General features: G+C 72.4%; 25 protein-coding genes and 3 pseudogenes. 13 read left to right on the top strand and 15 right to left on the bottom strand.

The window, feature by feature from the left end; genetic code table 11:
• Window positions 1-17 precede the first annotated feature (17 nt).
• A complete protein-coding gene (locus tag WA762_RS27425; RefSeq protein WP_335939160.1) occupies window positions 18-1,163 on the top strand; it encodes a cystathionine gamma-synthase in 1,146 nt (381 codons plus the stop codon).
• 313 nt (window positions 1,164-1,476) lie between these two features.
• Here the strand turns inward: WA762_RS27425 and WA762_RS27420 are convergent, their stop codons facing one another.
• The 3 genes from WA762_RS27420 to WA762_RS27410 form a co-directional block, all read right to left on the bottom strand.
• A complete protein-coding gene (locus WA762_RS27420; protein ID WP_335939159.1) occupies window positions 1,477-1,725 on the bottom strand; it encodes a hypothetical protein in 249 nt (82 codons plus the stop codon).
• Window positions 1,722-2,222, bottom strand: a complete 501-nt coding sequence (locus WA762_RS27415; RefSeq protein ID WP_335939158.1) for a sigma factor-like helix-turn-helix DNA-binding protein — start codon at window positions 2,220-2,222, stop codon at window positions 1,722-1,724. Before WA762_RS27415 ends, WA762_RS27420 begins: the two co-directional genes overlap by 4 nt.
• Window positions 2,223-2,298: 76 nt before the next feature.
• Window positions 2,299-2,829 carry a MarR family winged helix-turn-helix transcriptional regulator gene (locus tag WA762_RS27410; protein ID WP_335939157.1) on the bottom strand — a complete coding sequence of 177 codons (531 nt, stop codon included), beginning with the start codon at window positions 2,827-2,829 and terminating at the stop codon, window positions 2,299-2,301.
• A gap of 155 nt (window positions 2,830-2,984) precedes the next feature.
• Between WA762_RS27410 and ilvA the strand changes: the two genes are divergently transcribed.
• Window positions 2,985-4,214: a threonine ammonia-lyase gene (ilvA, locus tag WA762_RS27405; protein WP_335939156.1), complete on the top strand. Its 1,230-nt coding sequence runs from the start codon at window positions 2,985-2,987 to the stop codon at window positions 4,212-4,214.
• A 247-nt stretch (window positions 4,215-4,461) separates the two neighbouring features.
• Here ilvA and greA read toward each other — a convergent pair whose 3' ends face one another.
• On the bottom strand, window positions 4,462-4,959 hold the full coding sequence (greA, locus tag WA762_RS27400; RefSeq protein ID WP_335939155.1) for a transcription elongation factor GreA: 498 nt from the start codon (window positions 4,957-4,959) through the stop codon (window positions 4,462-4,464).
• Between the two features lie 232 nt (window positions 4,960-5,191).
• On the bottom strand, window positions 5,192-5,608 hold the full coding sequence (locus WA762_RS27395; protein ID WP_335939154.1) for a DUF4307 domain-containing protein: 417 nt from the start codon (window positions 5,606-5,608) through the stop codon (window positions 5,192-5,194).
• A gap of 171 nt (window positions 5,609-5,779) precedes the next feature.
• On the opposite strand from WA762_RS27395, the gene mca reads away from it, so the two are divergent.
• From mca to WA762_RS27365, 6 genes and pseudogenes are all read left to right on the top strand, one after another.
• Window positions 5,780-6,661 carry a mycothiol conjugate amidase Mca gene (gene mca / locus WA762_RS27390; protein ID WP_335939153.1) on the top strand — a complete coding sequence of 294 codons (882 nt, stop codon included), beginning with the start codon at window positions 5,780-5,782 and terminating at the stop codon, window positions 6,659-6,661.
• A 1-nt stretch (window position 6,662) separates the two neighbouring features.
• Window positions 6,663-6,902 carry a hypothetical protein gene (locus WA762_RS27385; RefSeq protein ID WP_335939152.1) on the top strand — a complete coding sequence of 80 codons (240 nt, stop codon included), beginning with the start codon at window positions 6,663-6,665 and terminating at the stop codon, window positions 6,900-6,902.
• Window positions 6,903-7,682: 780 nt separating this feature from the next.
• Window positions 7,683-8,246: a SigE family RNA polymerase sigma factor gene (locus tag WA762_RS27380; RefSeq protein ID WP_443080690.1), complete on the top strand. Its 564-nt coding sequence runs from the start codon at window positions 7,683-7,685 to the stop codon at window positions 8,244-8,246.
• Complete coding sequence (locus WA762_RS27375; RefSeq protein WP_335939150.1) at window positions 8,239-8,739, top strand: hypothetical protein; 501 nt, start codon at window positions 8,239-8,241, stop codon at window positions 8,737-8,739. Before WA762_RS27380 ends, WA762_RS27375 begins: the two co-directional genes overlap by 8 nt.
• A 130-nt stretch (window positions 8,740-8,869) precedes the next feature.
• Window positions 8,870-10,129: a mannosyltransferase family protein gene (locus WA762_RS27370; RefSeq protein ID WP_443080688.1), complete on the top strand. Its 1,260-nt coding sequence runs from the start codon at window positions 8,870-8,872 to the stop codon at window positions 10,127-10,129.
• 62 nt (window positions 10,130-10,191) lie between these two features.
• Window positions 10,192-10,352: pseudogene (locus WA762_RS27365) on the top strand (DUF255 domain-containing protein); the annotation flags it as partial.
• 33 nt (window positions 10,353-10,385) lie between these two features.
• Here WA762_RS27365 and WA762_RS27360 read toward each other — a convergent pair.
• Complete coding sequence (locus WA762_RS27360; protein WP_335939149.1) at window positions 10,386-10,793, bottom strand: type II toxin-antitoxin system VapC family toxin; 408 nt, start codon at window positions 10,791-10,793, stop codon at window positions 10,386-10,388.
• Window positions 10,790-11,053 (bottom strand): hypothetical protein, encoded by a 264-nt coding sequence (locus WA762_RS27355; RefSeq protein WP_335939148.1) that lies wholly within the window; start codon window positions 11,051-11,053, stop codon window positions 10,790-10,792. Before WA762_RS27355 ends, WA762_RS27360 begins: the two co-directional genes overlap by 4 nt.
• A 668-nt stretch (window positions 11,054-11,721) precedes the next feature.
• Here WA762_RS27355 and WA762_RS27350 point away from each other — a divergent pair.
• Window positions 11,722-13,840 (top strand): annotated as a pseudogene (locus WA762_RS27350) (thioredoxin domain-containing protein).
• A 123-nt stretch (window positions 13,841-13,963) separates the two neighbouring features.
• On the opposite strand, the gene WA762_RS27345 reads toward WA762_RS27350, so the two are convergent.
• The 3 genes from WA762_RS27345 to trhA all read right to left on the bottom strand — a co-directional run bounded on the left by WA762_RS27345 (window position 13,964) and on the right by trhA (window position 15,763).
• Window positions 13,964-14,596 carry a TetR/AcrR family transcriptional regulator gene (locus WA762_RS27345; protein ID WP_335939147.1) on the bottom strand — a complete coding sequence of 211 codons (633 nt, stop codon included), beginning with the start codon at window positions 14,594-14,596 and terminating at the stop codon, window positions 13,964-13,966.
• A 142-nt stretch (window positions 14,597-14,738) separates the two neighbouring features.
• Window positions 14,739-15,008 carry a hypothetical protein gene (locus WA762_RS27340; protein WP_335939146.1) on the bottom strand — a complete coding sequence of 90 codons (270 nt, stop codon included), beginning with the start codon at window positions 15,006-15,008 and terminating at the stop codon, window positions 14,739-14,741.
• Between the two features lie 29 nt (window positions 15,009-15,037).
• A complete protein-coding gene (trhA, locus tag WA762_RS27335; protein WP_335939145.1) occupies window positions 15,038-15,763 on the bottom strand; it encodes a PAQR family membrane homeostasis protein TrhA in 726 nt (241 codons plus the stop codon).
• A gap of 208 nt (window positions 15,764-15,971) precedes the next feature.
• Between trhA and WA762_RS27330 the strand changes: the two genes are divergently transcribed.
• Window positions 15,972-17,798, top strand: coding sequence for a phosphoenolpyruvate carboxykinase (GTP) (locus WA762_RS27330; RefSeq protein ID WP_335939143.1), 1,827 nt, complete (start codon window positions 15,972-15,974; stop codon window positions 17,796-17,798).
• Between the two features lie 267 nt (window positions 17,799-18,065).
• Here the strand turns inward: WA762_RS27330 and WA762_RS27325 are convergent, their stop codons facing one another.
• From WA762_RS27325 to WA762_RS27315, 3 genes are all read right to left on the bottom strand, one after another.
• The gene (locus WA762_RS27325) at window positions 18,066-18,476 is read right to left on the bottom strand and encodes an SCO4983 family protein (RefSeq protein ID WP_335939142.1); all 411 of its coding nucleotides are present in this window, start codon (window positions 18,474-18,476) and stop codon (window positions 18,066-18,068) included.
• Window positions 18,477-18,588: 112 nt separating this feature from the next.
• Window positions 18,589-19,800: a pyridoxal phosphate-dependent aminotransferase gene (locus WA762_RS27320; RefSeq protein ID WP_335939141.1), complete on the bottom strand. Its 1,212-nt coding sequence runs from the start codon at window positions 19,798-19,800 to the stop codon at window positions 18,589-18,591.
• Between the two features lie 362 nt (window positions 19,801-20,162).
• Complete coding sequence (locus WA762_RS27315) at window positions 20,163-20,756, bottom strand: dihydrofolate reductase family protein (protein ID WP_335939140.1); 594 nt, start codon at window positions 20,754-20,756, stop codon at window positions 20,163-20,165.
• Window positions 20,757-20,827: 71 nt separating this feature from the next.
• Here WA762_RS27315 and WA762_RS27310 point away from each other — a divergent pair, with 71 nt between their 5' ends.
• Window positions 20,828-21,406, top strand: a complete 579-nt coding sequence (locus WA762_RS27310) for a TetR/AcrR family transcriptional regulator (RefSeq protein ID WP_335939139.1) — start codon at window positions 20,828-20,830, stop codon at window positions 21,404-21,406.
• 79 nt (window positions 21,407-21,485) lie between these two features.
• Here WA762_RS27310 and WA762_RS27305 read toward each other — a convergent pair.
• Window positions 21,486-21,872: pseudogene (locus WA762_RS27305) on the bottom strand (arylamine N-acetyltransferase); the annotation flags it as partial.
• Window positions 21,873-22,294: 422 nt separating this feature from the next.
• On the opposite strand from WA762_RS27305, the gene WA762_RS27300 reads away from it, so the two are divergent.
• Window positions 22,295-23,155, top strand: a complete 861-nt coding sequence (locus WA762_RS27300; protein ID WP_335939138.1) for a S1 family peptidase — start codon at window positions 22,295-22,297, stop codon at window positions 23,153-23,155.
• A gap of 167 nt (window positions 23,156-23,322) precedes the next feature.
• Here the strand turns inward: WA762_RS27300 and WA762_RS27295 are convergent, their stop codons facing one another.
• Window positions 23,323-24,177 carry a TetR/AcrR family transcriptional regulator gene (locus WA762_RS27295; RefSeq protein WP_335939137.1) on the bottom strand — a complete coding sequence of 285 codons (855 nt, stop codon included), beginning with the start codon at window positions 24,175-24,177 and terminating at the stop codon, window positions 23,323-23,325.
• 98 nt (window positions 24,178-24,275) lie between these two features.
• On the opposite strand from WA762_RS27295, the gene WA762_RS27290 reads away from it, so the two are divergent.
• Window positions 24,276-25,175, top strand: a complete 900-nt coding sequence (locus WA762_RS27290) for a siderophore-interacting protein (protein ID WP_335939191.1) — start codon at window positions 24,276-24,278, stop codon at window positions 25,173-25,175.
• The last annotated feature ends 142 nt before the right edge of the window (window positions 25,176-25,317 follow it).

Genomic DNA, 25,317 nt, shown 5'->3' with positions numbered 1-25,317 from the left:
AACTACGCTCGGGCCCCATGAGCGACCAGCACAGCTTCGAGACTCTCGCGATCCACGCGGGGAACACCGCCGATCCCCTCACCGGCGCCGTCGTCCCGCCCATCTACCAGGTGTCCACGTACAAGCAGGACGGCGTGGGCGGCCTGCGCGGCGGCTACGAGTACAGCCGCAGCGCCAACCCGACCCGCACCGCCCTGGAGGACAACCTCGCGGCCCTGGAGGGCGGCCGCCGAGGCCTGGCCTTCGCCTCCGGCCTCGCCGCCGAGGACTGCCTGCTCCGCACCCTGCTCACCCCCGGCGACCACGTGGTCATCCCGAACGACGCCTACGGCGGCACCTTCCGGCTGTTCGCGAAGGTCGTCTCGCGGTGGGGCGTGGAGTTCTCGGTGGCCGACACCTCGGACGCGTCGGCGGTACGGGCGGCGATCACCCCCCGCACCAAGGCGATCTGGGTGGAGACCCCGTCCAACCCGCTGCTCGGCATCACCGACATCGCCGCGGTCGCCGACGTGGCCCGCTCGGCCGGTGCGCGGCTGGTCGTCGACAACACCTTCGCCAGCCCCTACCTCCAGCAGCCGCTCGCCCTGGGCGCCGACGTGGTGGTGCACTCCACCACCAAGTACATGGGCGGCCACTCCGACGTCGTCGGCGGCGCGCTGATCACCGGTGACGCCGGGCTGGCCGAGGAACTGGCGTACCACCAGAACGCGATGGGCGCGGTGGCCGGGCCGTTCGACGCGTGGCTGGTGCTGCGCGGCATCAAGACGCTCGCGGTCCGCATGGACCGGCACAGCGAGAACGCCACGAAGATCGCGGACCTGCTGACCCGCCACCCCAAGGTCACCCAGGTCCTCTACCCGGGGCTGCCCGAGCACCCGGGGCACGAGGTCGCCGCCAAGCAGATGAAGGCGTTCGGCGGCATGGTGTCGTTCCGGGTCGAGGGCGGCGAGGAGGCGGCGGTCCGGGTCTGCGACCGGGCCGAGCTGTTCACCCTCGGCGAGTCGCTGGGCGGCGTCGAGTCCCTGGTGGAGCACCCGGGCCGGATGACGCACGCCTCGGCGGCGGGCTCCCCGCTGGAGGTCCCGGCCGATCTCGTCCGGCTGTCCGTCGGCATCGAGTCCGCCGACGACCTGATCGCGGATCTGACCCAGGCGCTCGGCTGACGGAACCGGCCGGGGGCACGTCCGGGGCGGACGCACGGCCGTGCCCCCGGGCGGGCCGTGGACAGGCCCCCCGGGCGGGCGTCGGCCGTGCCCCGGGCGGGCCTCGGGTGAGCATCGGCCGGCCCGGGCGGACACCGGAATCCAGTGGGCCGCCCGGGGCGCGGTGGCCCGCCGGGGGCCCGGACACCCGTCCCGACTCCCCGGACACCGGCATCGGCCCCGGCACGCCCATCCCGGCCCCGGAAACCCACCCCGGCCCTGGTCGTCCGCCCCGGACCGGAGCCCCGTGCCGTACGGTCCCCCGGACCCGCCCTCACCAGCCGCCCGCCGGGGTCGTCGTGGCGGGCGGCGTCCGCCACGGCTGCGCCGTCACCGCCCACACCGTGAACGCGGCCGCCGCCGCGAGCACCAGGACCAGCAGCAGCCGGCGGGCGAGGCGACGCCGGCGCCGCAGTCCGCCGCCGCGTTCGACGGCCCGCCGCGCCAGATCGGCGGGCACCCGCGGATGCGGACCCTCCAGCATCCGCCGGACCTCGTCCTCCTTGTCGCCGCCGCGGCTCATGACACGGCCTTCGCCGGACGCCTCGGCGACGACAGCCACCGGGAACCGGGGCGGCGGGCGCCGCGCAGGACGGCCACCGCGCGCGTGCAGACCACCCGGAGCCGTTCTTCCGGAAGCCCCAGCAGCGCCGCGGCCTGCTCCTCCGCGACCCCCTCGTACAGGCGGAGCACGAGCACCAGGCGCTCCTGCGGGGTCAGCGGGTCCAGCGGGCCGCCGCACGGCCGGCGGTGGCGCCAGACCTCGCGGGCGAAGCGGACGGCGAGCTCCCGCCGGGTGCGGTCGTACGGGTCCTCGCCGCGCAGCTCCTCCCACCGGGCGTACGTGCGCGCCAGCGCCGCCGTGAGCATCCGCACGGCGCGCGGGTTCGCGCCGGGCGGGTGCAGGGGTTCGGCGGTGAGCAGCGTGGCCGTGTGCAGCAGGCGGCCGGCCGCGCCCGCCACGAAGGTCTCGAAGTCCTGGGCGCGGTGCCGCTCGCGGTCCGTTCGGCGCTCTCGCACAGGGCACATCCGAGCCGCTGCCGGAGCCCCGGGTCAAGAGGCGTGCACGGCCCCGGTCCGCCCGGCCCCCGCGGGGCTATCCGGCCGGGGGCGCCTGGTGCGCGGCCTGGCGGGCGGCGAGCGCCGCGTTGAACCGGGTGAGCAGCGTGCAGAACGTCTCGCGCTCCTCGGCCGTCCAGTCGGCCGTGACCTGCGTCATCAGCTCGCGCCGGGAGCCGCGGACCTCGTCCAGCCGGGCCTGGCCGCGCGGGGACAGCTGGAGCACCACGGCCCGGCCGTCCTCCGGGTGCGAGGTGCGCTTGACCAGGCCCGTGTCGACCAGCGGCGCGACCTGCCGGGTCACGGTCGAGGAGTCGATCCCCATGCCCGCGGCCAGGGCCTTGACGCCCATCGGCCCCTCCTGGTCCAGCCGGTTGAGCAGCAGATAGGCGGCCCGGTCCATGGAGTTGCGCACCTGCCCGACGCCGCCGAGACGCGTCTGCTCGGCACGGCGGGCGAACACCGCGACCTGGTGCTGGAGCGCGTCGAGCACACGCTCGGATTCCGTGGGTTCGGGAGCGGCGCCCCCGGAAGGAGACGCAGCTGTCGTCATGTCCTGAGGGGGCATGGCCGGGAGCTCTCTTCGTGCGGTGTCGGGTGGGTGGGGGACAGAGTACGCGGCCCCGGGGCAACGCGTGCCAGTGCCGCACAAACCCGCGGACATCGCGCGGGACCGGACCGCGGGCGGCGCTCGCACACCCGTCGGGCTGCGAGACTTGCCGTATGGACTTCCGCACGCCCGGTCACCATCCCCCGCTCATCCTCGACGACGTCCGGGGGGCGCAGAAGATGCTCTCCGGCGTGGCCAGGACGACCCCCATGGAAGGCAGCCGTCATCTGACGGAGCTGGTCGGCGCCCCGGTCCACCTCAAGTGCGAGAACCTCCAGCGGACCGGTTCGTTCAAGCTGCGCGGTGCCTATGTGCGGATCGCCGGCCTGTCCCCGGTGGAGCGGGCGGCCGGGGTGGTCGCCGCCAGCGCCGGGAACCACGCGCAGGGCGTCGCGCTCGCCTCCTCGCTGCTCGGCGTGCGGTCCACGGTCTTCATGCCGGTCGGCGCGCCCCTGCCGAAGGTGGCCGCCACCCGGAGCTACGGGGCCCGGGTGCGGCTGCGCGGCCAGGTCGTCGACGAGTCGCTGGACGCGGCGCGGGAGTACGCGCGGGAGACCGGCGCGGTCTTCATCCACCCCTTCGACCACCCCGACATCATCGCCGGGCAGGGCACGGTCGGCCTGGAGATCCTCGAACAGTGCCCCGAGGTGCGCACGATCGTCGTCGGGGTCGGCGGCGGCGGACTGATCGCGGGCGTCGCGCTGGCGGTGAAGGCGCTGCGGCCCGACGTGCGGATCGTGGGCGTGCAGGCGGCGGGCGCGGCCGGCTACCCGCCGTCGCTGGCCGCCGGGCACCCGGTGTCGGTCGGTCCGCTGAACACGATGGCGGACGGCATCAAGGTGGGGCGGCCCGGCGACGTCCCGTTCGAGATCGTCCGGGAACTGGTCGACGAGGTCCGCACGGTCTCCGAGGACGAGCTGTCCAGCGCACTGCTGCTCTGCCTGGAACGGGCGAAGCTGGTGGTGGAGCCGGCCGGCGCCAGCCCGGTCGCGGCGCTGCTGAGCGACCCGGGGGCGTTCCGCGGGCCGGTGGTGGCGCTGCTGTCGGGCGGCAACGTGGACCCGTTGCTGATGCAGCGCGTGCTGACCCACGGCATGGTGGCGGCCGGCCGCTATCTGAGCCTGCGGCTGCGGCTGTCCGACCGCCCCGGCGCGCTGGCCACGCTGCTGGGAGTCCTCTCGGTGGCCGACGCCAATGTGCTCGACATCGGTCATGTGCGGACCGACCCCCGGCTCGGACTGACCGAGGTCGAGGTGGAACTCCAGCTGGAGACCAAGGGCCCCGAGCACTGCGAGGAGGTCTCGGCGGCGCTGCGCGAGGCGGGCTACCTGGTCATGGACTGAGAGCGTCATGACTGAGAGCGGCCGAGCCCGTCCGGGGCCGGCCGACGCCGTCCAAGGGACGGTCCGTCCCGGCCACGATCCGCGACGATCCGCCCGGGTACGGGTCGCGATGATCCGGGACGGTCTGTTCCCGGCGATGAGCCGCGACTCCTCGACGAACCGCCCGGCTACGGGGCCGCGACGCGCGGGTGCCGCCGGTCCCGTCCGGGCCGGCGGCACCCGCGCGTCGTCGGTGCGTGCCGTGGGGTCAGCCGGTGTAGGGCTTCGCCTCGAGGATCTTCACGCTGGCCATCCTGCCGTTCGGCAGCTCGTACTCGGCCACGTCGCCCCGGCGCTTGCCGTTGACGCCGGTGCCGAGCGGCGACTGCGGGGAGTACGTCTCGATGTCCGAGCTCGCGTACTCGCGGGAGGCGAGAAGGAAGGTCAGGGTGTCGTCCGGGTCGCCGTCGAACGCGATGGTGACCACCATGCCGGGCTCGACCACGCCGTCGTCGGCGGGGGCCTCGCCGACCTTCGCGTGCTCCAGGAGCTGGGTGAGCTGGCGCACCCGCAGCTCCATCTTGCCCTGCTCCTCCTTCGCCGCGTGGTACCCGCCGTTCTCCCGGAGGTCACCCTCCTCACGGGCCGCCGCGATCTTTACGGAGATTTCCGCGCGCGCGGGACCAGAGAGGTACTCCAGCTCGGCCTTGAGCTGGTTGTACGCCTCCTGCGTGAGCCAGGTGACGTTTTCGCTGGTCTGGGTCACAGGGTGCTCCTCGTCGGTACTGGGAATACAAAGCATCGCCCTACCCGTAAGCATGTGCCTCTACGGGTGGGCGAAACCACGAGCCTAACAATTCACGGGGAAAAGGGGGAGCAGGTAAACCATCAGGACCGCGTCCGCGCAGGTCAGCGGCGATGCGGCCCGCCCGGTGTCGCTGTACGGCGGGTCAGTGGCGCGGGCGTGGCGCCGGGCGCCGCACTCGTCTCAGTGCGTCTCAGTGCGCCGCGCCGTCGTCCGCGGTGCAGCCCATCAGCTCGACGGCCGTCGCCCGCGCGGTGGTGCGCAGCGACACGATGCGGTCCACCCGGTCCGCGCGGTCGTCGAAGCGGAAGTCCTTGCGGGCGACCTCCCTGCCGTCCTCGTGCCGGGCGCGGAGCGTGCAGTAGCCCTTGGCGTCCGCGTCCTTGCGCACCTCCAGGTGCACGTCCACCTGCTCGTCCGAGACGACCTTGCGCTTGATCACCTCGGCGCTGATCTGCTGCCCGGCGATGTAGTCGTAGCCGATCCAGCCGACCACGCCGAGGAGGGCGACGCCGAGCACCGCGCCGACGACCCGGAGCCTGCGGTCGGCGCGCTCGTCCGCGGAGCGGCCGTAGCGGTTCTCCGGAAGCGCGTCGCGCACCGCGGTCATGATCGTTCCTCCCGTGCCGGGACCGAGGAATTTTCCGCCCCCCGGTTCGGTCACTATAGAAGCCCCGGACCGCCGCCCGACGACCGCCCCGCGCCGACGTTCCGCGGGCACGACACCACGTTTGACGTTGACGACACCGCGTAATCGCGGCCGATCACTGAGGAACGAGCTTTGACTGAGCAGCTGCGATTGATGGCCGTTCACGCCCACCCCGACGACGAGTCGAGCAAGGGCGCGGCAACGATGGCCAAGTACGTGTCCGAGGGGGTGGACGTGCTGGTCGTGACCTGCACGGGCGGCGAGCGCGGCTCCATCCTCAACCCGAAGCTCCAGGGGGACGCGTACATCGAGGAGCACATCCACGAGGTGCGCCGGAAGGAGATGGACGAGGCCCGGGAGATCCTGGGCGTCAGGCAGGAGTGGCTCGGCTTCGTCGACTCCGGACTGCCCGAGGGCGACCCGCTGCCGCCGCTCCCGGAGGGCTGTTTCGCGCTGGAGGACGAGGAGAAGGCCGCCGGGCGGCTCGTCCGCAGCATCCGTGCCTTCCGGCCGCAGGTCATCACGACCTACGACGAGAACGGCGGGTACCCGCACCCGGACCACATCATGACCCACAAGATCACGATGATCGCCTTCGAAGGCGCGACGGACACCGAGACCTTCCCCGAGTCGGAGTTCGGCCCCGCCTGGCAGCCGCAGAAGCTCTACTACAACCAGGGCTTCAACCGGCCGCGCACGGTGGCGCTGCACGAGGCGCTGCTGGCCCGCGGCCTGGAGTCCCCGTACGGCGACTGGCTCAAGCGCTGGAAGGAGTTCGAGCGGGCGGAACGCACCCTGACCACCCATATCCCGTGCGCGGACTTCTTCGAGGTCCGCGACAAGGCGCTGATCGCGCACGCCACCCAGATCGACCCCGACGGCGGCTGGTTCCGGGTCCCGATGGACATCCAGAAGGAGGTCTGGCCCACCGAGGAGTACGAGTTGGCGAAGTCTCTGGTCGACACCTCCCTCCCCGAGAGCGACCTCTTCGCGGGCATCCGCGACAATGCCTGATATGTACGCGACTCTGGCACTGACCGACCTCGTTACGCTCGCCGACCCGTTCGACAAGAACAAGGTGACCCCCGGCGTCCTCGGCTTCATCGTCTTCGCGGCACTGGCCGTCGGCGTGTGGATGCTGATGAAGTCCATGAACCGGCACATGGGCAGGGTCGACTTCGAGGAGGCGCCGGACCCCTCGGTTCCGGCCGACGCCGCCATGGCGACGGGCTCCGCCTCCGCGAAGCGGAAGTAACGCGCGAGCGGAGCGGCGGCGGACGCGGAGACCGTCGAGCCGGTCGGCGCGGCGGCGGACGCGGACGCGGAACCTGCTGAGCCGATCGGCGTGGCGGCGGCAGCGGGGGCGGGCGCGGGGGAACGCTCCGTTGCCCCGCCGCCGCTCCGCCCCGACTGCCGGGCCATCGCGACGTCGGCGCGCCCGTCCTGCCCGTGGATCCCGTTGATCCCGTGATCCCGTGATCCCGTGGGCAGGGCGGGCCGCTGTGCTGCCGGGCGCGGTGACCGTCGGCCGTCGTGACCGCGGGCCGTCTCCCGGGCGTGCTGGGCGGCCGCGGGCGGTCTGCCGGGCGTGACGTGCGACTGCGGGCGGTCTGCCGGGCGTGGGCGTGGCGCGCGGGCCGTCTCCTTGGGCGTGGGCGTGGGCGTGGCGCGAGTCTTCGCCCCTCGCCCTTCCCTCCTCGCCCGTTCTCACGTCTCGCCGTCGCGCGCGGCCCGGATCGGGACGGTCCGGGACGGTCGGCCGGGACGGCCCGGGAGCCGTGATCGGGCCGGCTGCGGCGCCGGGCGTCGCTGTGCCCGCCTTCGACAGCTCCTGCCCGCGTGGGCGACTTGACGCGTACGTTCGCCCTGGCCCCTGGCCCCTGGCTCCCGGCGGTCCCGGCTGGTGTCCAGGCGGTCCCGGCGAGTACGTCCCGGGGGCCCGCCGGTCCGCCCCCCCCTCCGCGCCGCCCCTCCTCCCTCGTATCCCTCGTACGACGTGACCTGTGACCACTGTCACATGACCTTTTCGCGGTCGATGTCCTCCGGAACCGGGGCGTCGGGCGTATGCCCGGTGAGACCGAGGAGATCCAGGAGCTGTTTGTTGACCGTCGAGGAGTTCGAAGAGTTCTATGCGCAGACGGTCGCCCGGCTGACGGGGCAGTTGTTCGTGATGCTCGGTGATCTGCACGAGGCGCAGGACGTGGTGCAGGAAGCTTTCGTCAGAGGGTGGAGCCGACGGCGTCAGCTCGACCGCGAGGAGCGGCCCGAGGCATGGATCCGTACGGTCGCCTGGCGTCTGGCGGTGAGCCGGTGGCGGGGCCGACGCCGTACGGCCGACGCCTGGCGGCGCCGAGGCGCCCCGCCCCACACGGAGGCGCCCGGACCGGAGTCGGTGGCCCTCGTGGAGATGCTGCGCGATCTGCCGCTCAGGCAGCGCCGCACACTGGCCCTGCACTACGTGTGCGACCTGACTGTCGAACAGATCGCCGCGGAGACCGGCCTGGCGGCCGGCACCGTCAAGACGCACCTGGTCCGGGGCCGGGCCACGCTCTCGCACCGTCTGCAGGATCCGCGCACCGAGGAGGGGCCCCGTGCCTGAAGCCCACGACCCGTTGCGGTCGCTGTTCCGGGAGGCCGCCGACATCGGCCGGGCCGGGGCCCGTTCCGTGCCGCCGTCGGTCATCACCGCGCGCGGGAGGCGGGTGCACAGACGCCGGGTCCTGACGCTCGCCCTCGGCGCCTGCCTGGCCGTCTCCGGCGCGGGCGCGGCAGCCGCCGCGCTGCTGCCCGCCGGCGCCGGGGCCACCCTCCCCGCCACCACGCCGCCGCTGCCCGGCCGCTCGTCCCCGCCCTCCCCGCCGTCCTCCGGCGCCCCCTCGCCGGGCCGGAGCGATTCGCCGCCGCCCGGAGACCCGCTCCCCGGGCGCGGCGGCACGGACAGCCCGAGCGCTCCGACCCGGAGCACCAGCCCGCCGCCCACAACGCCGCCCTCCTCCACACTGCCGCCGGCCTCCTCCTGGTCCTCCTCGTCCTCCTGGTCCTCCTCGTCCTCCTCGTCGTCCGTCTCGTCCTCGTCGTTCTCCAGCCCCTGAGCCCTCTCCCGCCCCGGCCTTCCGCGTACGGTTCAGGGCGCGCCGTCCCGCCCCCGACCGAGCCCGACCCCGGCCCCGATCCCGATCCGAGCCGATTCGCCCGTCCCGACCCGACCCCGGAGAACTCGCAGTGACCCTCCCCTCCCTCTCCCGCAGGCGTGAGCCTTCGCCCGCCCGGACCGGGACCGCCCCGGGGCCGTCGGCCGCCGTCCCGCCGTCGGACGCGAACGTCCTGGACCGGCTGCTGCTCCGCCCCCTGCGGCGGCTCACGCCCGCCGACCGCGAGGTGCTCTGGCTCTACCTGCTGACCCGGGTGGGCATCTGGACCGTCGCCTACTGCACCCGCTGGCTGTTCGCCGACGACGGCCAGAGCCACCACGCCGCCTCGTTCTTCTCGTCGTGGCAGCGGTGGGACTGGTGGCACTATCTGCACATAGCCCAGCAGGGCTACTTCCCGGACGGGAACGGGCCCTGGACGTCCGAGTGGGACAACCGGGAGGCCTTCTTCCCAGGCTTCCCCTTCCTGCTGCGGGCCGTCCACACCGTGGTCCCGAGCTGGCCCGCGGCCGGCGCGCTGATCTCCTTCGTCGCCGGGGGAGTCGCCGTGCTGGCCCTCGGCCGGATCGCCCGGCTCCGGCTGCCGCAGGACGAGGCCGGGTCCCGCGCGGCCCTGTTCTTCCTGCTCTCCCCGTGCGCGGTCTTCCTCGCCGCCGGTTACACCGAGGCGCTCTTCCTCGCCCTGGCCCTGCCCGCCTGGCTGGCCGCCCAACGCCTCAACTGGCCGCTCGCCGCCCTGCTGACGGCCCTGGCCACCACCGTCCGGGTCAGCGGGCTCTTCCTCGCCGCCGCCCTCGCCGTCCACTTCCTGGTCACCGCCCGCACCGCCGCCCACTGGCGCCGCGTCCCCTGGCTCTTCCTGCCCGCCCTCCCGCCGCTCCTGTACAGCTGGTACCTGCACGCGCACACCGGCGACTGGATGGCCTGGAAGCACGCCGAGGAACGCGGCTGGTACCGCGACTTCCACACCCCCTGGGAAGCCTGGGCGAACACCTGGCACGCCGCCTTCGGCCACTCCCAGGCCACCGGTTACGCCCTGATGAGCCAGGCCGAACTGCTCGCCATGCTGGTCGGCGTCGCCCTCTGCGGCCTGCTGCTGTGGCGCAGGCGCTGGCCGGAGGCCGCGTACATCGGGCTGAGCCTGTGGGCCCTGGGCACCTCCTACTGGTACACCTCCATCCCCCGGGCGACCCTGCTGTGGTGGCCCCTGTGGGTGGGTCTCGCCGCCTGGAGCCTGCGCCGGCCCCGCGTCAAGACCGCCTATCTCGCCATCGCGGCCCCCCTCATGACCGTCGTCGCCCTCACCTTCCTCTCCGGACGCTGGGCCGGCTGAGCACCCGGCCGCCGTCCCGTGGCGTGGGCGCGTCGTTCCGCCGGGTGCGACAGGATGGGGCCATGGCCAACCGACTCGCGCACGCCACGTCCCCGTACCTGCTCCAGCACGCGGACAATCCCGTCGACTGGTGGCCGTGGGAGCCCGCGGCCTTCGCGGAGGCGCGCCGGCGCGACGTGCCCGTGTTTTCCTGAGCGTCGGGTACAGCTCCTGCCACTGGTGCCAGTGAACTCGCGAACCCCGTAGTCGGCGGTATCTACACGTCCCTGATGATCACGCGCGTCCCACAGAGCTTCGACCAGTCGTCACGGTCGGAGGTCAGCACGATCACGGGAGCTGGAACGCGGAGCGCGAGCGCAGCGACGAGGGCGTCGATCGCGTACTTGTGTCCGTGCAACCCGCCTGCGTCCAGAAGAAGCTTCACCGCGGTCAGGGAGTCCTCCTGGCTGACCGGTTCCACCCGCAGCCGGGATAGCACCCACTTCAAGCGCGCCAGATCCGTCTTCCCGTGCACGGCTTCGACGATGGTCAGGGCAGACACGAGGACGGACACCCCGACCTGCCGCGATGCCTCGATACGAGCCACCATCTTGCGGTCGTTGCGCAGGAGCAGGGAGAGCGCCTCGGAGTCGAGCACCAGTGATCGGGCCGGCTGCTCCTTCACGCAGCGCCTCGCTCGGCGTTCTCGTCTCCGAACAACTCGCGTCGGGCGGCTTCGATCTCCTGCTCAGTGAGCGCGCCGTGCACTTCCTCGTGGGCCGTCACGATCTCGGCGAGCCCGTCCATGGCGAGCTGATGTCTGACAGCCTCGGTGATGTAGCTGGACAGTCCCCGGCGGCCGGTTCGAGAGCGGAGCTCGCTGACCAGCTCGACGGGCATGGACACGGAGATGTTCTCGGTGGTCCCGGCTCGGGTCGGCTTCATGTTCAGAGTGTACGACAAGCTCTATTACACGGAGGGCTTCGTCGCTTCCCAGTGAGCTGGTCGACGGCCGGAGCTGCACTCAACCCAGGCGGGCTTTCCCGACCTGGGACAGACGCCTACTGAGGGACGACACCGGTTCGTCCACTTACCGCCGCCCGACATGACTCAACCAAACCTTCAACTCCCGAGAGAGTTACGAAATAGAATTTTCTAGACAAAAGTTGGCTTACTTAGGCAATAGGTATCGCCCTGCGTGGAAGCTGTTCACCGCTGTGCGATTGCGCCCCGCTGCGGCGGTAGAGGGCACCGTCGAGCAACTTGCCGCCCGGCTGAATGAACCTGCACCTGACCGTACTGCCTTGCACGGAGGTACAGACTCGCTGGATCCGATTCCGAGGACTACGAACAGGCGAGCCACGCTCTGCTCATGATCTTTTACTGGAGCGCCTCGGACTCGAATGGCAGGCATCCGAAGCGAGTGAGCCGGACGCTCTGCCCTTGAGTGTGCATGCGGCCAGTGGGCATCGGGAGGTGCGGGAGCGCTGGGGGAACTGGGCGCCCCGGTAAGCCTAGATCGAGAAGGAGCCCCTTGCCCCCTCTGCCGACGCTTCCGGTGTTGCGATCAGCCGCCCTGGGCTGGCCGACCCAGAGCGTGCGACGATGCAGGTATGAATCGACTGGCTAACGAGCAGTCGCCCTATCTCCTCCAGCACGCCTCCAATCCAGTGGACTGGTGGCCATGGGGAGAGGAGGCGATGCAAGAGGCCAAGCGGCGCGACGTTCCCATCCTTCTCTCGGTGGGCTATTCGTCGTGCCACTTAGCCCACTGATCACTGGTGCCATGTGCTCGCCCACGAGAGCTTCGAGGACGAGGAGACGGCGGCCTTCTTGAACGCGCACTTCGTGTCCGTGAAGGTGGACCGGGAGGAGCGCCCCGACGTCGACGCCGTCTACATGGAGGCGTTGCAGGCGGCGACCGGTCAGGGCGGCTGGCCCATGTCCGTGTTCATGACCCCCGACGGCCGGCCGTTCTACTTCGGGACGTACTTCCCGCCCGAGCCGCGCCACGGCATGCCCTCGTTCAAGCAGGTGCTGGAGGGCGTACGGGCGGCCTGGGCCGAGCGGCCCGGCGAGGTGGCCGAGGTGGCGGGGAGGATCAGCCAGGACCTGGCCGCGCGGCGGATGGAGCCGGCGCTGGGCGGGCCGCCCGGCGGGTCGGAGCAGGCCGGGGCGCTGCTCGAACTCACCCGCACGTACGACCCGGTGTCCGGCTGGTTCGCCGGGGACACCAAGTTCCCGCCGAGCATGGTCGTCGAGTTCCTGCTGCGCCACCACGCCCGGACCGAGTCCCAGGGGGCCCTGGACATGGCCCAGGGGCTGTGCGGGGCGATGGCCCGGTCCAGCCTGTTCGACCAGGTCGGCGGCGGCTTCCACCGGTACGTGCTGCGCCAGCGCCCCGGTGGACCCCTGGTCCCGCACTTCGAGAAGATGCTGTACGACAACGCGCTGCTCTGCCGGGTGTACGCGCACCTGTGGCGGGTGACGGGCTCGGCGGAGGCCCGCCGGGTCGCCCTGGAGACCGCCGACTTCATGGTGCGCGAACTACGCACCGCCGAGGGCGGTTTCGCCTCCGGGCTGGACGCCGACAGCGCCGAGAACGCCGACGGGACCGGCCGGCACGTCGAGGGCGCGTACTACGTGTGGACGCCCGAGCAGCTCGGCGAGGTGCTCGGCGAGCGGGACGCGGCCTTCGCCGCCGAGTACTTCGACGTGACGGAGGAGGGCACCTTCGAGGAGGGCGCCTCGGTCCTCCGGCTCGCCGGGACGGGCCCCGAGGCGGAGGCGGGCCGGGCCGACGAGGTGCGGGCCAGGCTGCTGGCCGCCCGTGAGCAGCGCCCGCGCCCCGGGCGGGACGACAAGGCGGTCGCCGCCTGGAACGGCCTGGCGATCGCCGCACTCGCCGAGACGGGGGCCTTCTTCGACCGCCCCGACCTGATCGAACGCGCCACCGAGGCGGCCGATCTGCTGGTCCGGGTGCACCTGGGGGACACCGCCCGGCTGGACCGTACGTCGAAGGACGGGCGCCCCGGCGGGCATGCCGGGGTGCTGGAGGACTACGGCGATGTCGCGGAGGGCTTCCTCGCCCTGGCCTCGGTGACCGGCGAGGGGGTCTGGCTGGAGTTCGCCGGGCTCCTGCTCGACACCGTGCTCCGGCACTTCACCGGCGACGGCGGAGAGCTGTACGACACGGCGGACGACGCCGAGCGGTTGATCCGCCGCCCGCAGGACCCCACCGACAACGCGACGCCGTCGGGCTGGACGGCGGCCGCCGGCGCGCTGCTCTCGTACGCCGCCCACACCGGTTCCGAGGCCCACCGCACGGCCGCGGAGGGGGCGTTGGGCGTGGTGCGGACGCTGGGGCCGCGGGTGCCCCGGTTCATCGGCTGGGGGCTCGCCGTGGCCGAGGCGCTGCTCGACGGGCCGCGCGAGGTGGCGGTCATCGGCCCGGTCGGCGGCGCGCTGCACCGGGCGGCGCTGCTGGGGCGGGCGCCCGGCGCGGTGGTGGCGGCCGGCGAACCGGGGCCGGGCGGGGCGGCTGAACAGGGCAAGGCGGGCGAGCCGGGCGGGGCGGAGTTTCCGCTGTTGGCGGACCGGCCGATGGTGGACGGGGCGCCGACCGCGTATGTGTGCCGGCACTTCGTGTGCGACGCCCCGACGACGGACCCGGACGAACTGGCCCGGCGTCTGGGGGCCGACCCGTCGGGCGCGGGTCCTCGCCCTGCCTGAGGCGCCGGTCCCGGAGCGCCGGTTCCGGAGCGCCGGTTCCGGCGTGCTGGTTCCGGTGTGCTGGTTTCGTCGTGACAGTCCCGTCGCGCCGGTTCCGTCGTGGCCGGTCCCGCCCGGTGCGGCCTACAGCTCCAGGCCGCCTTCGAGCGTGTCCAGCGCCTCGTCGATGAGGGCAGCCAGGTCGTCGTTCTGGCCGCGCTCGCCCCAGCACAGGGTCGCCTCGCGCAGCGCGCCCAGCACCGCCGCGACGAACACCCGGACCACCAGGTCGTCGGGGCGGCGGCCGGTGCGGTCGGCCAGCACCTCGGCCAGCATCCTCGCCGTGACCGAAAGAGACTCCGTCAGGCGCGCCCGGACGGCGGGGACCTCCACCATCAGCCGGGTGCGCTGCCGTACCTCCTCCTCGTTGCGCGTGAGGAACGCCGGCAGCGTCCCGGTCAGGACGGACCGCAGCGAGTCCAACGGGCGTTCGCCGGGCGGCCGTCGGCGCAGCCCGGCTTCCAGGACCTCGTCGTACGCGTCGGTGAGGACGATGTCCTCCTTGGCCGGGAAGTAGCGGAACACGGTGCTCGGCGACACCTCGGCGGCCTCGGCGATCTGCTCGATCGTCGTCGCGTCGTACCCCCGCTCCAAGATCAGCCGGTACGTCGCCCGGCGAATCGCCGCCCGGGTCTTGAGCTTCTTCCGCTCGCGCAGTCCCGGCTGCGGGCGCTCCCCAGCCGGGGAAACGGAAGGGGTACGGGAGATGGCGGCCATGGTCGTCATTGTCGGCCATCGGAGGGCCCGGGGCCATGGACGGGAATGGCCGCGGCTCGGAGACCGCGGCCACCCCACGAAGGGGCACGGCCACCCCACGTCGTCGAACGACGACACCCTTCTCAGGTGGACGACACCCGTCTCAGGTGAAGGCGATGGCCGCGCCGGTCGAGATCGAGAGTTTCGCAGCGTGGAGGAGTTGCAGGCATACATAGGACTCGACGCCGTAGCGCTGCCACCCCTCGGGGGCCGGCGTCTCGGCATCGGCGGCGTCGACGATCTCTTCGGAGTCCGGATCGAGGTCTTGTTCAAACCCACGACCCGATCTTGCCATCGTCCATCGGCCATCGGGCGACCGCACCTTGCCCTGCTGCCGGGGGCACGCCTTGTACGGGCCGAAAGTCGATGCCAAGAACCGGACGGGAGCCGGGTGGCCCCCGGTCAGCCGTGGTTGTACGCCACCAGTGAGATGCCGACGTAGTGCACCACGAAGGCGGCCAGGGTCAGCGAGTGGAACACCTCGTGGAAGCCGAACCAGCGCGGGGACGGGTTCGGCCGCTTGATGCCGTAGATGACGCCCCCGGCGCTGTACAGCAGCCCGCCGACGACGACCAGGACCAGCACCGCGATGCCCCCGGTGCGCAGGAAGTCCGGCAGGAAGAAGACCGCCGCCCAGCCCATGGCTATGTAGCAGGGGGTGTAGAGCCAGCGCGGCGCACCGACCCAGAACACCCGGAAGGCTATGCCCGCGGCCGCCGCCGCCCACACCGCCCACAGCAGCGGCCGACCGGTCGACTCGGGGAGCAGCAGCAGGGTCAGCGGCGTGTACGTGCCCGCGATGATCAGGAAGATGTTCGCGTGGTCGAGCCGACGGAGCACCGCCTCGCCGCGCGGGCCCCAGGTGCCCCGGTGGTAGAGCGCGCTCACCCCGAACAGCAGGCACGCGGTCAGGGTGTACACGGCGCAGGCGATCCGCCCGCGCGGGCTGTCCGTCAGTGCGATCAGCGCGATTCCGGCGACGACCACGGCCGGGAACATCCCGGCGTGCAGCCAGCCACGCAGCCGTGGCTTCGGCGGGATCACCGGATTCGACGGGGTCGCCGGAACGGGCTCGGGCGAGGCGGAGTCCGGTCCGGCCGGCTCGGGCGCGGCGGTGGCGGCAGTCATTCCCGCATCGTACCTACGCGACCGTAGGTACCGGACGGAAGTGGCCATGCTCACGTGTGCGGCCCTCTGGACATATGGGCGCAAGGGTCGGATGATCAAATGAGTGCGGTCGGCACCGGATGAGCGCCAACGGATTCGAAGGGGACGAAGCGTCCGGGTCGCAGCCCCCACGGGGCCTTTCAACACACACCCTCAGCAAGGAGCGATCGTGGCGCGCGACATCGCGGCTCCCCCCACTGCCCCCACCAACCACCAGGAGCTCGTTTCCTGGGTGAACGAGATCGCTGCCCTCACCGAGCCGGACCGGGTGGTCTGGTGCGACGGCTCCGAGGCCGAGTACGCCCGCCTGTGCGAGGAGCTCGTCGCCAGGGGGACGTTCAAGAAGCTGGACGAGACCAAGCGCCCGAACTCCTACTACGCCGCCTCCGACCCCAGCGACGTCGCCCGCGTCGAGGACCGTACGTTCATCTGCTCCGAGAAGGAGGAGGACGCCGGCCCGACGAACCACTGGAAGGCCCCCGCCGAGATGCGGGAGATCTTCACCGGTGAGAACGGGGTCTTCCGCGGCTCCATGCGCGGGCGCACCATGTACGTCGTGCCCTTCTGCATGGGCCCCGTCGGCTCCCCGCTCTCCGCGATCGGCGTCGAGATCACCGACTCCGCGTATGTCGCCGTCTCGATGCGCACCATGACGCGCATGGGCCAGGCCGTCCTCGACGAGCTGGGCGCCGACGGCTTCTTCGTCAAGGCCGTGCACAGCGTGGGCGCGCCCCTGGAGGAGGGCCAGGAGGACGTCCCCTGGCCGTGCAACACCACCAAGTACATCTCGCACTTCCCCGAGGACCGCGAGATCTGGTCGTACGGCTCCGGCTACGGCGGCAACGCCCTGCTCGGCAAGAAGTGCTACGCGCTGCGCATCGCCTCCGTCATGGCGCGCGACGAGGGCTGGCTCGCCGAGCACATGCTGATCCTCAAGCTCACCCCGCCGCGGGGCGAGGCGAAGTACGTCGCGGCCGCGTTCCCGTCCGCCTGCGGCAAGACCAACCTGGCCATGCTGGAGCCGACCGTCCCCGGCTGGACGGTCGAGACCATCGGTGACGACATCGCCTGGATGCGCTTCGGGGAGGACGGCCGCCTCTACGCGATCAACCCCGAGGCCGGGTTCTTCGGCGTCGCGCCCGGCACCGGCGAGCACACCAACGCCAACGCCATGAAGACCATGTGGGGCAACTCCGTCTTCACCAACGTCGCGCTCACCGACGACGGCGACGTCTGGTGGGAGGGCATGACGGAGACCGCTCCGGCGCACCTCACCGACTGGCGCGGCAACGACTGGACGCCCGCGTCCGACACGCCGGCCGCCCACCCCAACGCCCGATTCACCGTCCCGGCCGGGCAGTGCCCGATCATCGCGCCCGAGTGGGAGGACCCGAAGGGCGTGCCGATCTCCGCCATCCTCTTCGGCGGCCGCCGCGCCTCGGCCGTGCCGCTGGTCACCGAGTCCTTCAACTGGCAGCACGGCGTCTTCCTCGGCGCCAACGTCGCCTCCGAGAAGACCGCCGCCGCCGAGGGCAAGGTCGGCGAGCTGCGCCGCGACCCGTTCGCCATGCTGCCGTTCTGCGGTTACAACATGGGCGACTACATGGCCCACTGGCTGAAGGTCGGCGCGGACAAGCCGGACCAGTCGAAGCTGCCGAAGATCTACTACGTGAACTGGTTCCGCAAGAACGACGCGGGCAAGTTCGTGTGGCCCGGCTTCGGCGAGAACAGCCGGGTCCTGAAGTGGATCGTCGAGCGCCTGGAGGGCAAGGCCGAGGGCGTCGAGACGCCGATCGGCGTCCTGCCCACCAAGGACGCCCTGGACACCGAGGGCCTGGACCTCTCCGACGCCGACCTGGACTACCTGCTCACGGTCGACAAGGACGTCTGGCGCGAGGAGGCCGGCCTCGTCCCCGACCACCTGAACACCTTCGGGGACCACGCTCCCAAGGAGCTGTGGGACGAGTACCACGCCCTGGTGCAGCGCCTGGGCTGACCCCACCGGGCCGCGCCCCGCGTGGGCGCGGCCCCGCACACCCCGCGGCCGGGCCTGTGAACATCCGCCCTGACCTGTGGGTCGAGCGCCCGCCGCGGAACGGCCCCCGGAACCCCCTCACGGTTCCGGGGGCCGCCTCTTCCGAGGGGTCGGGGTTCCGGGGCTCGGGGGCGACCGGCGGCGGGGGAGCGGTGGAAGTGGGGCGGGGAGCGGTGGAAGTGGAAGGCGCCCGGTCCACGCGCCTCGGCGGCCCGTGGACCGGGGCCGTCAGCGGGCGCCGACCAGCCGCGACGGGGCGGCGGGGGCGGTCGCGGCGGCGAGCGCCGCGGTGTGGGCGTCCATGCGCTCGGCCGCGAGGATCGCGACGACCGTGTCGGCGCGGGAGGCGGCCACCACCAGCGCCCGGCCCGCGTGGGCGTGCGCACGGCGGTGCAGGGTGAGCGCGGACGCGTCGGTCCGGCCGGCGTGCCGGGCCGGCGGGGCCCCGCGCAGCCGGGCGACCTGCTCCGCGATGCGGTCGCCCGCCGCGCCCAGCCCCAGCTCGTCGGTGACCGCGAGCAGTGCCGCCAGGTGCCCGGCGAGCTGGATGTCCAGCTCTTCCTCGCGCGAACGGTGCGGGAAGTCAGTGGTGCGGTCGGCCGGTGTGTGGACCGATTTGGTGCGGATCGGTTCGTACATGGAGGGCCTCCTGGGGTTGCCGTGAGACCATCCTACCTTGGAATCAATCTAAAGTTGTCTGCGGTCGATGTGGCTGGGCGGTCGGAGGGGGCGGGTCCGGTCACGGCCGGCATCAGGGCTGGCCGTATCCGTCCAGGAAGTGCGCGATCCTGGTCACCGCGTCCGTCAGATCCTCGACCGAGGGCAGCGTCACGACCCGGAAGTGATCGGGCTCCGGCCAGTTGAAGCCGGTGCCGTGCACCACCATGATCTTCTCGGCCCGCAGCAGGTCGAGCACCATCTGCCGGTCGTCCTTGATCTTGTAGACCTTGGGGTCGAGGCGCGGGAAGAGATACAGCGCCCCCTTCGGCTTCACGCAGGTCACCCCGGGGATCCGGGTCAGCAGCTCGTACGCGGTGTCGCGCTGTTCCAGCATCCGGCCGCCCGGCAGCACCAGGTCCTCGATCGACTGCCGCCCGCCGAGCGCGGCGGCCACCGCGTGCTGCGCGGGCATGTTGGCGCAGAGCCGCATGTTGGCGAGGATCGTCAGCCCCTCGATGTACGAGGCGGCGTGCGCCTTGGGCCCGCAGACCGCCAGCCATCCTGACCGGTATCCGGCGACCCGGTAGTTCTTGGACAGCCCGTTGAAGGTGAGCACCAGCAGGTCGGGCGCGATCGTCGCGGTCGGGGTGTGGACGGCGCCGTCGTACAGGATCCGGTCGTAGATCTCGTCGGAGCAGACGACCAGGTTGTGCCGCCGGGCGATCTCGGTCAGCCCGCGCAGCATCTCGTCGTCGTAGACCGCGCCCGTCGGATTGTTCGGGTTGATGATCACCAGCGCCTTGGTGCGGTCGGTGATCTTCCGCTCGATGTCGGCGAGGTCCGGCAGCCAGTCGGCCTGCTCGTCGCACCGGTAGTGCACCGCGGTGCCGCCGGCCAGCGAGACCGAGGCCGTCCACAACGGGTAGTCCGGCGCGGGCACCAGCACCTCGTCGCCGTCGTCGAGCAGTGCCTGCATCGACATCTGGATCAGCTCGGAGACGCCGTTGCCGAGATAGACGTCCTCGACGTCCAGCTCGACGCCCTTGGTCTGGTAGTGCTGCGTCACCGCACGGCGCGCGGACAGCAGGCCCTTCGCGTCGCCGTAGCCGTGCGCCCCGGCGACGTTGCGCAGTATGTCCTCCAGGATCTCGGGAGGGCATTCGAACCCGAACGCGGCGGGGTTGCCGGTGTTCAGCTTGAGGATGCGCTGACCGGCCGCCTCCAGCCGCATCGCCTCCTCCAGCACCGGGCCCCGGATCTCGTAGCAGACGTTGGCGAGCTTCGTGGACTGGATGACCTGCATGCCCGGGAGCTTACGACCGGGTCTCCCGGGTCGCCGGGCTTTCGCCCCCGGCCCGTCCGCCCGGGTGATCCGGCCGCCGGTCCCGCGTCTTTCATCGCCATGCGCCCGCGCCCCCGGACCGTGGGAAACGTCGGCCGGGGGCGGGTGAGGGGCTTGGAATGGGCCGGAACGGGGACGTGACGCAGACGAACGGGTGAGATGTGCCACGCGGGTGGGGTGGGGAGGGGGCGGGGGAGGGCGGACCCGCCGGAGCCCAGGGGTGTTTCCGGGCGGGTGTTCCGGACGCCGTTCCGGGTGCGTCTTCCGGTTTCAGGTGTGTCTTCCGGCGCCGGGGGTGTCGGGGGTGTCTTCGAAGACAGCCCTTAGGCGCGGGTGAGGTGGGTGAGGGTGGTGCCGTTGGGAAAGGCGGTGCGCTCGGCGACGTCGAAGGCCGTGGGGTCGAAGACGCCGTCGACGACCGGGACTCCGGCGCCGGCGACCACGGGGTAGGTCTTGAGCAGCAGTTCGTCGATCTCGGGCAGGAGGGCGCCCGCGAGCCTGCCGCCGCCGCAGAGCCAGATGTCCAGGTCGGCGCCTTCTTCCCGCTTGAGCTCGCGGACGAGGGCGAGCGGGTCGCCCGGGACGACGGTGACGGCCGGGTCGATCTCCGGGTCGAGCGTGCTGGAGACCACGTACTGGCGCAGATGCGCGTAGGGGCTGGTGATCCCGTGGTCCAGGGCGGGCCGGTAGGAGCCGAGACCCATCAGGACGGTGTCGAAGCGCCGGTTGGGCGCCTCGGCCACACCGGCGGCGGCGCGGTGGGCGGTCGGGACGGTCTCGGGGTACAGCGTGTTCATCCAGGAGAAGTACGCGGCGGCCTGCCGCTCGTCGCCCTGCGGGAAGAAGTCGTACTCGCCGCCGGGGCCCGCGATGCGGCCATCGAGCGTGACGGCGACGTAGTACACGAGCTTTCGCAACTCTGATGACTCCCATCGTAGTACTCTGGTTGGAGTGGTTTGAAAGTAGTACTACGGATGGAGTGGTGTCAATGGTGAGAAGGAACGACCAGCGGCGCGCCGCCCTCGTCGACGCCGCCATCGAGGTGCTGGCGAGGGAGGGCGCCCGGGGGCTGACGTTCCGGGCGGTGGACGCCGAGGCCGCCGTGCCCGCCGGCACCGCGTCCAACTACTTCGCCAACCGCGACGCGCTGCTCACCCAGGCCGGTGCGCGCGTCTATGAACGGCTCCAGCCCGACGAGGCCACGATCGCCCGCCAACGGGCCGCCGGTCGCGACCGGGAGACCTACGCGGAGCTGATGCGCGGACTCGTCGACCGGGTCGCCGCCTTCCGCACCGGCTACCTCGCCCTGCTGGAACTCCGCCTCGAGGCCACCCGCCGCCCCGCGCTGCGTCAGGTCCTCACCGAGCGGGTCCGGGCCGACGTCGACGCCAACGTCGCCTATCACGAGGCGTCCGGCCTTCCCGGCGACGCCATGGCCGTCAAGCTGCTCATCCTGACGCTGAACTGGCTGATCGTCGAACAGCTCACCTTGCCGGACGTCTTCACGGAGGCGGAGCGCGAAGAGCTGGTGGAGGCGGCGGTCGAGCGGATCGTGGCGGCGGGGTAGGTCCGGTCTTCGAACTGCCGTCGACCGTGCCGCCGGTCACCGGGCGCCGTGAGACCGGCCGGCGAGGAGGTCAGGCGGGTCAGGCGGGTCCGGGCGGGGCCTGGGGGAGTGCGACGCCCTCGGGGAGGCGGATGCCGAAGTCCTCCGCCAGCACCCGCAACACCTCGTCGTCGTCCGCCAGTTCACGCTCCCGGTGGGAGCCGTCGTCCATGGTGGTGGTCAAGGTGCGGCCGGTCAGGGACAGATGGCGGTCCGGGGCGAGCCGCTGGACGCGCAGATCGTGGTGGAACGGGGAACGCGGGTTGGTCGCGATGTGCCAGTTGACGACCTCGAAGTCCGGTGCCTCGAAAGGCTCCAGGGTGAAGGCGTACTGTCCCTTCCAGCTGCCGTTAGGGGCCCGCCACTGAAGCTCCCACAGTTCCAGGGGCCCGTCGTGCGGCGGATGCACCAGCCGATGGCGGAGCGGGCCGCCGTCCGGCTCCGGGGCGCGGCCCGGCTCGGGGGCGCGGCCTCGTTCCGGGACGGCGGCCCGCTCCGGGGCGGTGGTCGGCGGGACCGGGGCGGCGGTCAGCGGGACGGGCGGCCCGGGGTGGACGGGTGGCCGGGGCCGGACGGGTGGTCGGATGTCATGTACCGACCGTACGCAACCGGCCCGGGTGGTCGCGCGCGGGGCGCGGGCGGCCCGTCCCCGGGGTGCGCCGGCCCGCCCCGGCCCCGGCCGAGGCACCCCTTACGCGACCGTCCGGGCCGGTGCCGCCGGTGTGGGTGGCCGGAAAACGCCCCTTGTGGGGGTGCCCTCCGTACGTAACCATGCGCATGTCAAGTCGAAGGAACTTCGACAGCCGGGGCCGTCCGGGTCCCGCGCAAGTCACTGGAGGGGACCCCCACATGAAGAAGCCTCTCGTCGGTGCGCTCTTCGCCGTTCTGCTCCTCGGGGCAGGAACCGCGCCGGCCGTCGCGGCCACCGGCCCCGACACGGCGGCGCCCGCCGCGGTCAAGGAGAAGGCCGCGGTCAAGGCGGTCAACTTCGCCGGGACCGTGGCGCTCAGCAACTGTTCCGGCTCCGTCGTCCGCACGCCGTCCTCCCAGCCCTCCGACCCCGCGCTGGTGCTCTCCAACGGGCACTGCATGGAGACGGGTTTCCCCGGGCCGGGCCAGGTGGTGTACAACCGCTCGTCCAGTCGCAGCTTCACCCTGCTGAACGCCTCCGGCAGCGGCGTCGCCACGCTCCGGGCCAGCAAGATCGCGTACGGGACGATGACGGACACCGACATCTCGGTGTACCAGCTCACCAGCACCTACGCGCAGATCGAGAGCAACTACGGCATCAAGGCGCTGGAGCTCGACACCGCGCACCCCGTGCAGGGCACCGCGATCACGGTCGTCTCCGGCTACTGGAAGCGCACGTACTCCTGCAACGTGGACGGGTTCGTCTACCGTCTCAAGGAAGGGCAGTGGACCTGGAAGGACTCGGTCCGTTACACCTCCGCCTGCCAGACCATCGGCGGCACGTCCGGCTCCCCGGTGGTCGACAACGCCACCGGCAAGGTCGTCGCCGTCAACAACACCGGCAACGAGAACGGCCAGCAGTGCACGGACAACAACCCGTGCGAGGTCGACGAGAGCGGAAAGGTGACGGTGCGTAAGGGCATCAACTACGCCCAGCAGACCTACGGCATCGTGCCGTGCATCGGCGCCGGCAACCAGTTCGACCTGAATCGGGCGGGATGCGCGCTGCCCAAGCCGTGAGGCCGGCCAGGGGTGCGGGTCCCTTCCGGGGGCCGCGCCGGTGAACCTCTCCGCCGTCGTGACCGCCCGTCCGTGCCGGGCGGTCACGACGGCGGTGTCCGTGCGGCGACGATGCACCCGCGCCGACAGCGTGCCCGTGGCGGCGGCGTCGTGGTGGCCGCCGCGTCTCATGGGAGGGGCCGGGTCGCGTCCTTGCGCCGGACCGCCGCCTCGACGCCGTCGAGCAGCACGCCGAGGCCGACGGTGAACGTCTTGCGCGCCTCCCGCTCCAGAAAAGGCACCGCCTCCACCTCGCCGTCGTCGCCCTCGACGGGCGGGGCGGCCGAAGGGGCCGGGGCGCTGTCGCGCTCCATCGCGGCCAGGCTCGGACAGCGGTCCGCGAAGTCGGGCGCCACCTCGCCCAGCAGTGCCGAGCGGGCGGACCACCACTCCTCGTCCGACTCGCCCGTCACCGCCGCCGCCTGCCTCGCCTCGGCGATCGTCCCGGCGCAGCCGCGTACGAAGTGGGTGAACGTGCCCACCAGCCGCCGGGTCGACGGCGCGCCGAGCCCGGTCCGGCCCAGCAGGCACACCAGGGTGTCCAGGGCGGTGTACTCGTGCGGACCGAGTACCGGGCGCGCCTGGGAGACCTGGAGCACCCAGGGGTGGCGCAGCAGGAACGCGAGCGTGTCCTCGGCCCAGGCGGTCAGCCCGGCACGCCAGTCGTCGCCGAAGTCCGGGTAGGCGCGGGGGAGTTCGGCGTGGACCGCGTCGTACATCAGGTCCAGCAGCTCGCCCTTGCTGGGGACGTAGGTGTACAGCGCCATCGCCGTGCGGCCGAGCCGTTCGCCCACCGCGCGCATCGAGAGGGCCCCCATGCCCTCCCGGTCCGCGACGGCGATCGCGGCGGTCACGATCGCGTCCACGCTCAGCCCGGGCCTCGGCCCCGGGCCGGGCCCGCGGCGCGGCTGCTCCGGCCGCTCGGGCCGCCACAGCAGGGACATCGAACGGCGGGCGTCGCCCTGCCCGGCATAGACCACCACTTGCAACTCCTTACGGCATAAAGTAACTTCGCCGAAGCGAATTCAATTCCTTATTGCGTAAAGTATCAGTGCTGGTGTCAGGAGAGGTCGGTGCTGTGATGGGGCAGCCGTTGCCCGTGTCGTACGTGCGGGTCGTGGGCGTGGAGCGGATCACTCCACGGGTCGCGCGCGTCTCCTTCGCGGGGGACTCCCCCGCCGGGGGCTCCCGCGCCGGGGACGCGTCCGCGCCCGGTCTCGCGGAGATCCTGGAGGACCGTCCGGACCAGCAGATGAAGCTGTGCTTCCCGAGGGAGGGGCGGGAGGCGCCCCGGCTCCCGCGGCCGGACGCCGACGACGCGTACGGCATGCGGTGGTACGAGGCGTACCTCGCGATTCCCGAGCCCGAACGCCCGCTCATGCGGAGCTTCACCGTGCGCGGACACGACCGGGCGGCCGGCCTGATGACCGTCGACTTCGTGCTCCACGGCGACGACGGTCCCGCCGCCCGCTGGGGCCGGGACGCCCGCCCCGGGGACGTGCTCGGCATGGTCGGCCCGTCGGCGGCCTACGCCCGCCCGCTGCCCGCCGCCGACTGGCTGCTGCTGGCCGGTGACGAGACGGCGCTCCCGGCCATCGGGACGCTGCTGGAGTCACTTCCGGCCGGTGCCCGGGCGGTGGTGTACGCGGAGGTCGCGGACGAGGCGGAGCGGCAGCCGCTCGACACGCGCGGCGAGGTGTCCGTCCACTGGGTGTACCGGGACCGGGGCCGGACGCTGGCGGACGCGGTACGGGCCGCCGAACTGCCCGCCGGGTCCGGCGCCGCCTGGCTGGCCGGCGAGGCCGGGGCGGTGCGGGCGCTCCGCCGCCATCTGGTCGAGGAACGCGGACTTCCCCGTAAGGCCGTGCAGTTCAGCGGCTACTGGCGGGCGAGCCTGACCCAGGACGACGCCCCGACCGAGGAGGACCTGGCCTGGGCGCGGGAGCAGGCGGCGGAGGCCACGGAGGACGCCGGGGCGTAGATCGGTCCGGGCTCACGCCCGACGCCCCGCACCCCCGCCCGGGCCTGTGCCTCCGGCCCGCGCCCCGCGGTTCCCGGCCAGGCCCCGCGTCTCCCGGCCCAGGTCCGTGTCGTGCGGCCCGCGCCCCGCGTCTCTGCCGCGC

Source organism: Streptomyces tyrfis, from assembly GCF_037034285.1.
Lineage (GTDB): Bacteria > Actinomycetota > Actinomycetes > Streptomycetales > Streptomycetaceae > Streptomyces.
This window is presented reverse-complemented; position numbering and strand designations above follow the sequence as displayed.